The organism is Occallatibacter sp. (genome assembly GCF_049582745.1).
In the GTDB taxonomy this organism is placed as follows: domain Bacteria; phylum Acidobacteriota; class Terriglobia; order Terriglobales; family Acidobacteriaceae; genus Telmatobacter.
On record NZ_JBAUUO010000037.1, the window covers coordinates 40,066 to 53,153 of the forward strand.

A 13,088-nucleotide genomic window follows, 5' to 3' on the forward strand; every position below is an offset into this window, starting at 1 on the left:
GAAAGGCATCTCTACCTTTCCGGCACGCTGCAGAACGCGCTTGCTCTTACTGCCGTTCCATCGAGTTCGAAACATACAGCGCCATTGATGTCCGTCGAAAAAGTGCGCACGTGCGACGCCTGCAACTCCGCAAGCACTTCTTCCTGCGGATGCCCGTAGCGATTGCGCAGCCCGTATGAAATCACAGCCCACTGCGGCGCGACTCGTGCCAGAAACGCAGGCCGGGTGGAAGTAACGCTGCCATGGTGCCCCACCTTAAGCAACGTACTAGCGAGGCCTTCCTCGGCAAGCATCCCTTGCTCGATCGGAGCCTCTGCGTCGCCTTCGAGCAATACCGAGGCGCCACGGTACGCAACATGCAGCACCAGCGAGTCATTATTGCTCGGCTCCGCACCCGGCTTATAATTCGCCAGCGGCGCGAGCACGCGAACCTGTGCGCCGCCTAACGCCGCGCCGTCGCCGGCACGCAAAGCATGCACATGAACACCGAGGAGCGCCGCCTCATCCAGCAGCGCCTTATAGGCATCAATCGGTGGATTGTTGCCGACCCACAATTCGCCCGGTCTGAAATTGCGCAGCAAGCTCGGCAAACCGCCCATGTGGTCAGAGTGCGCGTGGCTCAGCGCAACCACGTCGAGATGCCGGATCCCGCGTGACCACAGCACCGGCGAAACTACCTCTTCGCCAATATCAAAATCCTGCGATGCCTGTCGCGGACCGCCGCCGAATCCACCGCCATCCACCAGCATGGTTTTGCCATCCGGCGTCACAAGCAGTAGCGAATCTCCCTGGCCCACGTCGATGGCTTCGACAAGGAGAGCGTCATGCGGATGCTCGATGGGTCGCGGCATCACCACAATGACCGCCGCGCCCATCATTGCCATCCATGCAAAGCGACGGGGCCAATGCGCACCGGCTTGATCCCCCCGCCGCACGAGCCAAACTGCCAGACCAAGCAGAACGCAAAAAATCGCAACCTGCACCGGAAGTGGAGCGGGAACACGAAAATCGCCCGCTGCCACTGACCCGAACAAATGCACCAGACCCACGCCAAGGTGCAGCAGGAACGCCGCCGCAACCGCCGGAATCGTGGCAACAGTCATCGACAAAAAAGATGCGATCAGCGTAAGCAGCGCCGCCGGCAGCAGCATTACCATTAGAGGGAGAATCAGCATGTTCACCGGCAAAGCGAACACCGTGATGCGATGGAAGTAGACCGCCATGGGTAGCGCCATGGCCAGTTCCACGATGCACGACACCACCAGCGCTTCCACGCATCGGAGCGACAATCGAATCGTCCACGGCAACAGGCCCCACCCGACCCTTCTATGGGTTGCGCGTGCCAGCGCCGCCGCAAACATCCGCAGCATCACGCGAAACTGCGCATGCCGCGGCGAAAGTTTCACATCGAGTGCGACCAATGAAAGTCCACGCGTGGCCGACAGGTATGGGTGCACCGTGCTGACCAGCAAGGGCGCCGCAACTCCCCCGATGGAGACAACGGCGAGCAGCGTCATCTGCAGGCTCGAATTAAAAAGACTTCGCGGGCTTGCCGCGAGCAAACAGAGCGATGCAAATCCGATGGTGTTCAGCACGTTTCGCTCGCGGTAGACCAGCCGGCCCAGAAGATATAGCGTCACCATCCAGAGCGAGCGCTGCACCGGCGTCGCGAAGCCCGTGAAGAGCGCATAAGCACACGATGCCGCAATCGTCATCAGCGTCGCTGGCAGTTGCGGCACGCGCAGACTTCGTGCGATCCAGAAAATCAGCGCAGCCACAATTGCCAGATGCAAGCCCGAAACCACGAGCATGTGGAACGAGCCCGTCCGTTCAAACCCTAGGCGCAGCGAGTGCGTCAGATAAGTGCGATCGCCCGTAACCATCGCCGCCAGCATGATCGCATCGTCTTCGCTTAGTCGCACCGCAGCTGGCAACCCGCTCATCGCCCCGGGCAACGCCAGAATCCTGGCGCTCGCAGCTTGCTGCCACCCTGCAATGCGGCAGCTAAGGCTGCGTTTTTTCGCGGACTCAATCACCTCCACGCGATCCGCATTCACGCTCGCCGTCGCCGTAATGCCCTGCTCGAGCAGATAGTCCCTGCGGCTCCACGCGCCGGGATCGCGATACACCTCCGGCTGTATCAGCCGTGCATCGGCGCGAATGCGGTCGCCACAGTGAAACCCCGACGTCGGTCCGTCGCCATCCGGCCAGCGCACCGTGAGCCGCACGCCTCCCGGCATCGCACTCTGCTTGTCTTCTTCGTCCGTGACAACTTCAACGCTTGAGATATTAAGGTCCAGACGCTGCTCTTGCGTCGTGTCGTTCCCTTCGTCCACATCCTGCGCAACTTCTCCACGCACAGGGCCGGCACTGATAATCGTGCCCTCGACCGTTCGCACCAAGCCATCAGATAACGATGCGAGCGCTGGCGACGGCGCAGGCTGCTGTTGCATATCGCCGCACCATGCGCCCAGCAAACACCACAGAAACGCCAGAGGCAACCATGCCGTGCGCTGCGTCCGCAACGCCGCAATCGCGCATAGAAACGCGACTGGAGCAAGAGCCAGCAGAAGATACGCGGGGCGGAGCCAGACGAAATGAGAGATCACGATCCCCAGCGCAAACAACCATGCCGCGTGAAATAGCGGTGCGCCAACACCGGCCCGCACAGGACCCAGCGCGGAAAAACCGGAGTTGCTCGGTGCAGCGCCCATGAAACTCGAATCTAGGAATTATCTTTAGCCGCAAGACTATCAGGAACGATGCAGTTCGACCACTGACTCCAGATGAAACGTCTGCGGAAACATATCGGCGAGCGACACGGAGCTTAGTTCATATCCGGAACCGAGAAGCGCGCGCAGATCCCGCGTCAGCGTCGCCGGATCGCATGAAACGTAGACGATCGCAGGCGCCCCAACTTCGGCGAGAAAGGAAGTCGCCTCCGAGCCAAGCCCCGCACGAGGCGGGTCCACCACAATGAGATCGGGCCTCGGCCTCTTGCCCTGCGCGCGCAGAAATGCCGCCGTCTCCGCGATCACGCAATCGTCCGCGCAGCCTTCCAGGTTGTGTTTCAAAGCTTCGCTGGCGGTTGCTGCCGCTTCGACGGCGACAACGCGTTCAAAGTTCTTCGCAAGGTTTTTCGCAAAGAGACCAACGCCTGCGAAAAGATCCCACGCCAGCCCTCCACGCCGATTCGCGGCAACCTTTCCGCAGAGATCGTCAATCAGCCATCGATTCACCTGGAAAAACGCGCCGTGATCTACGCGAAAATCAAACCCACCCGTGCGGTAAGTCAGTGAAGACTCGCCCAGGTGCGCCAGAACTTTCGGAGCGTTGCCCCTGCCGGCATCCTCAACCAACTCCGCACCCACGAGCGCCGGAATGCGTTTCTTCCATTCCTCGAACACGCGGTCAAATCCACGAGTGCCCGGCTCCGGCACCATCATGCTCGCCAGCAATTCCGTTTCGTCGGCATTTGAAAAGAGCGAAATCTCCGTGGCGCGAAATGCCGGCTTCACCGCCCTCAAAACCTCTTCTGCATCCAGCGCAGCCTTCACCAGCAGCGGCGCGGCAATCGGACACTCGGCAATGGCGACCAGATCGTGCGATCGCCGCGCGCGGTATCCAACGCGGCCCGCCCCGTCCAGTGCAAGGCGAATGCGATTGCGATACTGCCAGGGATTCCCAGCCAGAACCTCGATTGTTTCCGGCGCGCGAACGCCGCCACGCTCCAGCGTCTCGCGCAAAATCGCCTGCTTGAATTGGAGTTGTGCCTCGTAATTCGCGTGCTGGTAATGGCATCCCCCGCACGCGCCAAAGTGGCGGCAATGCGGCACAACGCGTTCCGGCACGCCACGCACAATCCCTTCCGGCTCCGCACTGGCATAACTGCTCTTCTCTTCCACGATGCGCACACGGGCCTGTTCCCCCGGAAGCGTCAGCGGCACAAACGTCGCCTTGCCCTCCATCCGCGCCAGAAACGCCCCGCCGTAAATCGGCTTCTCAATCTCGACGAGAGCGCTCCGCACGGATTTCGCATTGCGCGGCTTCTGAGGTCTGCGCTTCATTGTTGGCTCATGTAGAAAAGGCTCAGCCGCGGCAGGCTGTAGTGCACCAGCAGTTGCTTCTGTTCGAATTGGCGCTTCACCTGGCGCAGTTGATCCACGCTCATGCGGCCGCGATAAGGTGCCAGTTCGCGCTCCGCATGTTCGCGCAAGCCAACAATGAGATCTTCCGGCGCTGCGGCTTGAAGTGCTGTAAAGAGTCGCTCTTCGAGCACCGTGAGAACCCGTTCGAAAGCCTCCATCTCGTGCGCGACCGTGGTTGTGTTCTGGGCGGCGCGCGCCTCCGCCGCAAGTTCCCGCAGACGCTTCGCCGTCGCGGCACAGGCATCCTGCGCAATCGTTGAAGCGTCCAGAGCCGTTGCAGCGCCCTCGAGGTGCATCGCCACCCGCTCATGCTCAAATCCCGTTTCTTCCGTTGCAGTCGAGGTCGTCGCCGTTCCGGCGCTTGCTTCGCGCAACTCCTCGGCCGCCTCCATCACCGCCTGCGAACACCACGCCAGCCCATTCACGCGCCGCATGCGCCCGCGCTTCTGCCGCGATTCGTATTTGTCGAACGCGGAGTCAATCCCGCGCAGCACGGCCTCCAGCGGAATCCCCGCATCCCGCCATGTCTCGATCAAGGCCCAGTCAAGCGTTGAAAGCAACAGGATCGCCCCGCGCCGCTGCTGAAAGCGCTCCTCGATCTCCGTAAAATAATTGAAGTAGTTTTGCACGCAAGCACTAACATCCCGAGTCGAAGAATCTTCGCGTAATTGGCGGTGTCATTCTGAGTGAACGGGGCCCCAGACGTTTTTCAGTTTGGGGGTGGTGAGCGAAGAGTCCGCTTTTCGATTTCCTGGTTTCCTTTAAAAACTTCGGACTCACCACATCAGTGTGCGCGCCCGCGCGGCCGCACACTGCGATTTCGCTCGAAAAGAATGCGCAGCCCGTCCAGTGTCAGCAGATCGTCGATCTCAGAGATGTAGTGCGAGTCCGCCGCAACCATCCGTGCCAGACCCCCGGTAGCAATCACGCGCGGCTTCTGTCCCAGCTCGGCAAAAATGCGATCGAGAATGCCATCCACCAACCCGATGTATCCGTAGTACAACCCGCTCTGCAGATGCCCCACCGTGTTGGTGCCGATCACCTTTTCCGGCCGCTTGATCTCCACCCGGCTCAGGCGTGCCGCACGCGAAAACAGTGCTTCCGCGCTCAATCCCAGCCCCGGCGCAATCGCCCCGCCCAGGTATTCGCCCTTTTCTGAGATCACCTCAAACTTCGTCGCCGTGCCGAAATCCACCACGATGCATGGCCCGCCATATCTTTCAATTGCCGCAATGCAATCGGCCAGCCGGTCCGCGCCAAGCTCTGTCGGATTGTCCACAAGCACCGGCATCCCCGTCTTGATGCCCGGCTCCACGAATAGCGGATCGAGATGGAAATACGTCTCGCAAACCTGCCGCAGCGTCGAGTCCAGCGGCGGCACCACCGAAGAGATGATGATATGCGTCACCTGGCTCGGTGACAGGCCATGCATCTCAAACAGCTTCACAAAAAAAACACCGTACTCGTCGACCGTCTGCGTGCGATGCGTGGTGAGGCGCCAGTGCGCGGTCAGGTCAAACCTGTCCTTCGCTGCAACAGCCGCGCCCTTCGGCGGAAGTCCCGCCTCCGCGTCGAGCCGGTAAAGCCCCAGCACCGTATTCGTGTTTCCCACATCGACCGCAAGCAGCATCGTCGTTCTTATTCCGTCTCCGCGGCGCGAATGCCGCCCGTCTGCACCGTCACGATTCCATGATCGGTACGCACCCGCAGGAAACCGTTCCCGTCCAGACCTGCAGTAATGCCTACGCACGATTGCGGCCCGTGAACCTCGACCTGACGGTTCCAAAGCCAGGTTGACTCGAGCGCCACACGTGCTGGAATCGCCGCTACAACTGCGGCATCGTACAGCCCCCAGGTTTCTCGCTGCAGCGATTCTAGCAGGGCAATCAGCAGCGCCTGGCGGCTGATTGTACGGCCGGATTCGATGTCAAGCGAGGTCGCCGAGGTCGACAGGTCGGCTTCGAATTCTCGCTGGTGGACGTTGATTCCGATGCCGATTACGACCAGCGCCGCAGCGTTCGCATCGGTCTTCGATTCCACCAGAATGCCGCCTGTCTTACGATCGCCGATGAGCAGATCGTTCGGCCAGCGGATGTCGACACTCAGTCCCGCCGAGCCGATAGCCCAGGCTGCAGCGAGGCCCGTGACCAACGGAATCATCGGCAGGTACGCCGGTACAATGTCCGGACGCAACAGGACACTCACGTAAAGGCCCTCGCCGGCAACCGAACGCCACCTGTGATCTCCCCGCCCGCGTCCCGCCGTCTGCTCATCGGTAAAAAAGACGGACCCATGAGGCGCCCCAAGACGCGCCGCAGCCAGCGCATCGGTGTTGGTCGATCCGGTTACAGAAGAAAAATGCAATTTTCCCGCGAAAATAGTGCCAGCGAGTTCCTTCTCCAGTGCGGCGAGGTCGTACACGCTCAGGCAGGCTCCGCAACAATGCGCATCGAGATATCCGCGGCCTTGGCGGAGTGCGTAAGCGCGCCAACGCTGATAAAGTCCGCTCCCGCTTCGGCGTAGGCGCGAATGTTGTCGAGCACAATGCCGCCCGACGCCTCAATCGGAATCCAGCGATCTTCCTTGCGAATCCGCTCCACCGACGTCTGCACCTGCGCTGGCGTCATATTGTCCAGCAAGATCGCCTCCGCGCCGTATTCGAGCGCTTCTTCCAGTTCCTTCTGCGTACGCACTTCCACTTCGATCCGGTTGCCTGGCTTCCGCTTCTCCAAAGCGTTGGTGAGCGCCGCGCGCAATCCGCCGCCAAGCGAAATGTGATTGTTCTTGATCAGAATTCCCGACGACAGATCGAGCCGATGGTTCGTCCCACCGCCGCAGAGAACAGCGTATTTCTCCAGCGCGCGCATCCCCGGCACGGTCTTGCGCGTATCAAGCACGCGGGCCTTCGTTCCCTGGATTGCATCCACGTATTGTCGGGTAAGCGTGGCGATCCCGCTCAGGTGCTGCATCAGGTTCAGGATCACGCGTTCGCAGCTCAACAGTACCCGCGCATTGTGGCGAATTACCGCGAGTATCTGGCCCTTGCGCACGCGCACGCCATCAAAAATCTCCGGGTGGCTGACCACGTCGAATCGCGTGTGCGCCGCTGGCCGCGGATCGAGCCGCGCGAAGATCTCGAGCAAACGGGGCACCGCTCCCAGCCCGGCCACCACCATCTCCTGTCGCGCAATGATCGAGGCGGAAGCGCGCAGGTTCTGATCGATGGTTATGTTGGTCGTGGCATCGCTCACAGCCTTGTCTTCCAGCAGGGCCTGCTCCAGCAATGCGTCTACGCGATGGCTCTTCCAGTCCATTCGTTCTTCTTTCGATGTTCAAGACTGCCAATTCGATTTCATTTGTCGTAGAAAGTTATAAACAACTTTCTTCACCCTGTCATCCGGTCGGTCCGTCAACTCCCGAAATAGAGTTCCATTCAGCCGGCAGATCCTGAGCGAATATCGCTGCGCCTTCCCCGCGAGGGTTTCGGCAATTCTTTGCCACGCGCCCGGCTTCTTCCCCGCCTGCGAATCAACAAGGTCAACGTCTCCCAGGTCTGAATACCACACCACCGACAGGAGCCCCTTGGGGTCGCGGACATACATTCGGTGCCCCGTCAAGAGAATGAAGTGCGAACTGCGCGCCGATCCGGTCGACAGGTCGATAAACCCCACGGGAGGGTCCGAGTTCTCGACGCGAGCACCTGCAATAGCCTCGCGAATGCGGGCAGGAAAATGTGGCGCCACAAAACAATCCGGCGCGCCCCCGAAATGTATGGTCGGCGTCGGAATCCTGCGGATGGGAGAAACAAAATCTGCCTCAGGCAGCTCTCTCGTCGGGTTCTCGAAATGCACGCAAAGCGCCTGGTAGGCCGCATGAATGCGCTTGAACCGCTCTTCCGCCTCTAGACGCTTCTTCTGGTTGCCTTCAAAACGATCCGGATGCCATAGCTTGGCCGCGGCCCGATACGCCTTGTGGATCGCCGCCTTCGACTTCGGCGGCTGCACGATTCCAAGGATTCTGGAATGCTGAAGGCAATCTCTGCATACACACGCCATTCGCCGCGACCGCTTACTCGGGCGGCAGAGAATCGAGATCCCTGCGCAACTTGTCGAGCAACTGCTGTGCCTCGTCCCGTTGTTTTTTCAAGCCCTCGACAATGTGCGGCGGAGCCTTGGCCGTGAAACCAGGATTATTCAGCTGGCGATCAGAGTTCGCAATGATCTTCTCTTGCTTCGCGATTTCCTTGTCCTTCTTCGCGCGCTCTGCTGCAACGTCGATCTTTCGTTCGTAGATCACTGCCATATCGAATTGAGACGTGGAGTGCCTCGCAAGCCCCGCCGAGATTTGATCGACAAACTTTACCTCGCTCACCCGCGCTAGCCGCTCGACAATCGCGAGATTCTCGCTGATGACCCCTTTCAAGTCTGCATCAATGCGGACCTCGATCGGCACCAAAGCCTTCTCTTCTACGCCGATCTCCTTGCGCAGCGCGCGGACTTCCACAATTAGGTTTTGCAAGAGAGCCATCTCCTCGATCACTGGCATCGGGAGGTCGGCCAGCTTCCCAGGATTTGGAAATCTCGCAAGTGCAATGGAATTCCTGGGAGGCTTGCCGTCGTACACAGCGTGCCAAATCTCCTCCGTCAGAAATGGCATAAACGGTGACAGCAAACGCAGAGAGGTCTCGAACACGAGTAGAAGATTGCCAAGCGCGAGAGATATCTGCCCCACTCGCTGGCTCAACTCCTCATCAAATTCTGCCTGTGGCTGCGAGCCATCAAGCTGTGGAACCAGAGTGAAATCTAGCCGAATCTTAACTATCTCCAGATACCAGTCACAAAAGCTTCCCCAGAAAAACTGGTAAATGATATTCGCGGCCTCATCAAATCGATAATTTTCAAGAGAGGTGTTTACTTGAGCGGCGGTCTTGTAGACCAACGCCATAATCCACCGTGCCTCAATCGGTGTGTCCGGCTGAAGAATGGTGGGAACGCTGAGCAACCCGTCCTTACTCACCTTAGAAAAGGCGCCCAATGCGATCAGAGGAATTCCTGCCTCTGCGGCCCGATCGACATTCATAAAAATGAATCGCGCCGCATTCCATATCTTGTTCGCAAACGCCCGATAGCCCTCCGTCCGCGCCACACTGAACGCAATATCCGTCCCCGGCGAGGCCATCGACGCCAGCGTGAACCGCACTGCATCGGTCCCGTACTGCTTCACAATCTCGATGGGGTCGACCACGTTCCCCTTGGTCTTCGACATCTTCTCGCGATTCGCATCCCGCACCAGCGCGTGAATGTACACCTCGCGAAATGGAACCGAATCCTTCAGCGTGCGTGTCGATCCGTCCGGCATCTTTACATCGTCCGCAAACCAGCAGCCCAGCATGATCATCCGGGCCACCCAGAAAAACAGAATGTCAAAACCCGTCACCAGCAAACTCGTCGGATAAAACGCGTCGAAATCTCCGCGGTTCTCCGCCCTAATATTCGGCCACCCAAACACCGACACCGGCAGCAGCCCAGAAGAAAACCACGTATCCAGCACATCCGTCGACTGCGTGATCTGCTCCGACCCGCAATGCGCACACTTCGCCGGATTCTGGCGCCCCACCGTGATCTTGTGGCACACAGCGCAATGCCACGCCGGTATCCGATGTCCCCACCAAAGCTGCCGCGAGATGCACCAGTCGTGGATGTTCTCCATCCAGTTCAGGAACGTCTTCCCGTACATCTCCGGCGTGAACTTGATGTGTCCTTCCTTCACCGCCGCAATCGCCTTGTCGGCCAGCGGCTGAATCTTGATGAACCACTGCAGCGACAGCCGCGGCTCCACGACGGTCTTGCAACGGTCGCAGTGCCCCACGTTGTTCACGTGGTCCTTGATGCCCGCCAGCAGGCTCATCTCTTCGAGGTCCGCAACAATCTTCTTGCGCGCCACAAACCGGTCCAGCCCCGCGTACACCCCGCCCTCTGCGTTGATGTGCGCCGTATCGTCCATCACGTTGATCAAAGGCAGATCGTGCCGCTGCCCCAGCGCAAAATCGTTCGGGTCGTGCGCCGGCGTCACCTTCACCGCGCCGGTCCCAAATTCCGGACTTACCCATTCGTCCAGCACCACCGGAATCTCGCGCCCCACCAGCGGCAGCCGCAGCTTCTTCCCATGCAGATGTTTGTAGCGCTCGTCGTCAGGATGTACGGCCACAGCCACGTCGCCCAGCATCGTCTCCGGCCGCGTCGTTGCGACGGTCAGAAACTCGCCGCTGTCCTTGCCATCGCCTCCAATGACTGGATACTTGATCTCCCACAAGTGCCCCTTGTGCTCGTCATACACCACTTCAAGATCGCTGATCGCCGTCTGGCAGCGCGGGCACCAGTTCACAATGTAGGCGCCGCGATAGATCAGCCCCTCCTCGTAAAGCCGGACAAACGCCTCACGCACCGCTACTGAAAGCCGCTCGTCCATGGTGAAGTATTCGCGATCCCAATCGACCGACGCGCCCAGCCGCTTCATCTGTCCGAGAATCGCGCCGCCATAATGCCGCCGCCACTCCCACACCCGCTCTACAAATTTCTCGCGGCCCATCTGCTCGCGCGTCGTGCCTTCGCTCGTAACCTGCCGCTCCACCAGCATCTGCGTTGCGATTCCGGCGTGATCCGTTCCCGGAATCCAAAGCACGCGCTGGCCGCGCATCCGATGCCACCGCATCAGAATGTCGCTCTCCGTGTGCTCGAACATGTGCCCCATGTGCAGGTTGCCCGTCACATTCGGCGGCGGCAGCAGGATCGTGAACGAGGAATCGCCGTCGAGGCGATCTGCTTCGCTCGGAGTCGGCTGCGCAAACAGTTTCTCGCGCACCCAGTATTCCGCCCATTTATCTTCAATGGCAGTAGGGTCGTACGCTTTTGGCAGGTCGTGTGGCATGGGGTTAGAAGGCGAGTCCCCCGGATTTGCGCCGGCGTCTCCGAGTGAGAGTTGCGAGCGAGAGGACCAACCTCAACTTTATCAGCTTCCCCATATCTCTTTCAGAACCCTCACCCAATTCCCGCCCAGTACCAGGCGTATATGCTCGTCGGTGTATCCGCGCCTCGCCAGCGCCGAGCACAGTTCCCACATGCCGTTCGGCCCTTCCATGCCTGTCACCACTTCATGGGTTCCGTGAACTCGATACCGGTGATCGGCACCGGCCAGGATCGACTTGAGTTTCTCAGGCGAGGCGAGATCGTTGCTTTCAATCCGACGTCGGACCCGACACCTACATGCTCAATCCCCACCAGGTCCCGCACATGGTCGTAATGATCCACCACGTCGTCGATCGTCACCGGCTCGGCGTTCCCCGCGGTACGTGAATCGCTTGTCACCAACCGAAACACAAAGAGCCGCACCCTCACCGGATGCGGCCCTTTGCCTCGTTCCCTTGTTCCCTGCTTTTCGTTCTCTGTCTTTAGAACGGGTTCAGCTTGCCCAGACCCTTCTTCTTTTTCTTCTTGCTCGAGGACTGCTCGTCCAGGTTGACTTTCGGCTTCTTCTCTTTTCCACTTGCCTGCGTTGGCTGCTGCGCTGCACCCGACTTGATGTCATTCACCGGCATCGGCGCTTCAGCAGGCTTCTCGACGGGCGGCAGAACCGTATTGTTGGGGCCAACAGGCTTCACCAACGCGTTGTTCGGATCACCCGGCGTGCCTGCCGGAACGGCGTCATTGCCGCTCGGCGTAGCTGCAGCGTCTCCGTTTGGAGCATTCACAATCGTCACGCCCACACCGGTTCCACCGCTCCCCGGGGGGGGAGCAAGCGGAACATTGGAAGGCTGATCGCTGCGGGGCGGCTCGTTCGGTCCGGTCGGGTTCACCGCGGCGGCCGCGGCCGGCTTACCTTCGTTCAGCGCCTCTTTGAAGAGTGCGACATTCTCCTTGTTTACGTCCGGTGCCAGCGTCCGCTTCGGATCCTCCAGCGAAGGCTCGCCCACGTGCGCGGCTTCCACCATTGTCGGACCGCGCTTGATGATCCCCAGCACATTGTCAGTGAACCGGATCGGCCGCATGCTCTTCTGTTCCGCATCGTTCTCGGCCACCGCTGCGTCCGACGGCTCCGGTACGGCACGATTCATCGCTACCAGGCGGTCGCGTGCATCTTCAACGTGCGGCGCCATCGGGTACCGCGTGATCACCTTCGCATACGCCGCCGCAGCTTTGTCCTCGTACATGGCGTGCAGACGCTCACGCACTGCACCATTCAGGCCCGGCGCAATGAGCACCGAGCGCGCTATGCCGGCGTAGGCATCGCCGATCGCCAGCAACGCCTGGTCGCTCTTCGAGTACAGCGGGTACGTATCCACCACCGTCTCCAGCCGGGCGATCGATGCGGGGAAGTTCTCGCGGCTCTCATAGTAGAGCCCGATCTGCGTCTCGCGCTCCGCCAGAACCTCCTGCACGTCGCGCAGCTTCTGTTTTGCCCGCGGAATCAGTGGCGAGTCCGGGAACATGTTGATCATGGTCCGGTATTCGCGTTCTGCATCTTGCGCATTGTTGTAGTCGCGGTCGGGCTTTTCCATCTGCTGGTAGTAGATGTCGCCCACCTTCATCTGCGCCTCCGCTGCCTCCGGCGCGTTGGGGAAGAAGGTGATGAAGTCCTTGTATTCGCTTTCGGCTTGCGTCAGTGCCGCGGTCCCGCCTTCCTTGAACCAGCTGTCGCCCACCGCCAGCTTCGCGCGCATCCGGTATTCCGAATCGGGATAGGTGTTGAGCATGGTCTGCAGGTCAAGACGCGCCACATCGTAGCGTCCCTTTTTCAACGCGATCATGGCCTTGTCGAAGAGCTCTTTGTCAGGCTGCTTTGAATTGACATCCTTGAGCGGGTTGGCGCTCAGGTCGAAGTTCTTCTTCTTTTTGGGTTGCTTTTCCTTCGCATTGGCTGCAACTCCGCCAAGCGCCAGAACAA

General features: G+C 60.0%; 11 protein-coding genes. All 11 read right to left on the reverse strand.

Annotated features, from left to right (window positions below; translation table 11 throughout):
- Nucleotides 1–11: 11 nt before the first annotated feature.
- A complete protein-coding gene (locus WCA10_RS04785; RefSeq protein WP_472821358.1) occupies nucleotides 12–2,714 on the reverse strand; it encodes a ComEC/Rec2 family competence protein in 2,703 nt (900 codons plus the stop codon).
- A 39-nt stretch (nucleotides 2,715–2,753) separates the two neighbouring features.
- On the reverse strand, nucleotides 2,754–4,067 hold the full coding sequence (gene rlmD / locus WCA10_RS04790) for a 23S rRNA (uracil(1939)-C(5))-methyltransferase RlmD (RefSeq protein ID WP_472821359.1): 1,314 nt from the start codon (nucleotides 4,065–4,067) through the stop codon (nucleotides 2,754–2,756).
- Nucleotides 4,064–4,777, reverse strand: coding sequence for a hypothetical protein (locus WCA10_RS04795; RefSeq protein WP_472821360.1), 714 nt, complete (start codon nucleotides 4,775–4,777; stop codon nucleotides 4,064–4,066). Before WCA10_RS04795 ends, rlmD begins: the two co-directional genes overlap by 4 nt.
- Before the next feature lie 155 nt (nucleotides 4,778–4,932).
- A complete protein-coding gene (locus tag WCA10_RS04800; RefSeq protein ID WP_472821361.1) occupies nucleotides 4,933–5,778 on the reverse strand; it encodes a type III pantothenate kinase in 846 nt (281 codons plus the stop codon).
- 8 nt (nucleotides 5,779–5,786) lie between these two features.
- Complete coding sequence (locus WCA10_RS04805) at nucleotides 5,787–6,569, reverse strand: biotin--[acetyl-CoA-carboxylase] ligase (RefSeq protein WP_472821362.1); 783 nt, start codon at nucleotides 6,567–6,569, stop codon at nucleotides 5,787–5,789.
- A gap of 2 nt (nucleotides 6,570–6,571) precedes the next feature.
- Nucleotides 6,572–7,462 carry a carboxylating nicotinate-nucleotide diphosphorylase gene (gene nadC / locus WCA10_RS04810; RefSeq protein WP_472821363.1) on the reverse strand — a complete coding sequence of 297 codons (891 nt, stop codon included), beginning with the start codon at nucleotides 7,460–7,462 and terminating at the stop codon, nucleotides 6,572–6,574.
- An 18-nt stretch (nucleotides 7,463–7,480) separates the two neighbouring features.
- A complete protein-coding gene (locus WCA10_RS04815) occupies nucleotides 7,481–8,152 on the reverse strand; it encodes a J domain-containing protein (protein WP_472821364.1) in 672 nt (223 codons plus the stop codon).
- Nucleotides 8,153–8,216: 64 nt separating this feature from the next.
- Nucleotides 8,217–11,075, reverse strand: coding sequence for a valine--tRNA ligase (locus WCA10_RS04820; protein WP_472821365.1), 2,859 nt, complete (start codon nucleotides 11,073–11,075; stop codon nucleotides 8,217–8,219).
- An 81-nt stretch (nucleotides 11,076–11,156) separates the two neighbouring features.
- Nucleotides 11,157–11,285 (reverse strand): membrane dipeptidase, encoded by a 129-nt coding sequence (locus WCA10_RS04825; protein ID WP_472821368.1) that lies wholly within the window; start codon nucleotides 11,283–11,285, stop codon nucleotides 11,157–11,159.
- Nucleotides 11,286–11,290: 5 nt separating this feature from the next.
- Complete coding sequence (locus WCA10_RS04830) at nucleotides 11,291–11,524, reverse strand: membrane dipeptidase (RefSeq protein ID WP_472821366.1); 234 nt, start codon at nucleotides 11,522–11,524, stop codon at nucleotides 11,291–11,293.
- 71 nt (nucleotides 11,525–11,595) lie between these two features.
- Nucleotides 11,596–13,088: outer membrane protein assembly factor BamD (gene bamD, locus WCA10_RS04835; protein ID WP_472821367.1), on the reverse strand; the 1,493-nt coding region annotated here is incomplete at its 5' end.

Bases quoted from the DNA above. Each gene is read 5' to 3' on its own strand.
- WCA10_RS04785 (WP_472821358.1), bottom strand. From the start codon at position 2,714: ATGGGCGCTGCACCGAGCAACTCCGGTTTTTCCGCGCTGGGTCCTGTG.
- WCA10_RS04825 (WP_472821368.1), bottom strand. From the start codon at position 11,285: ATGGAAGGGCCGAACGGCATGTGGGAACTGTGCTCGGCGCTGGCGAGG.
- WCA10_RS04820 (WP_472821365.1), bottom strand. From the start codon at position 11,075: ATGCCACACGACCTGCCAAAAGCGTACGACCCTACTGCCATTGAAGAT.
- nadC (WP_472821363.1), bottom strand. From the start codon at position 7,462: ATGGACTGGAAGAGCCATCGCGTAGACGCATTGCTGGAGCAGGCCCTG.
- rlmD (WP_472821359.1), bottom strand. From the start codon at position 4,067: ATGAAGCGCAGACCTCAGAAGCCGCGCAATGCGAAATCCGTGCGGAGC.
- WCA10_RS04800 (WP_472821361.1), bottom strand. From the start codon at position 5,778: ATGCTGCTTGCGGTCGATGTGGGAAACACGAATACGGTGCTGGGGCTT.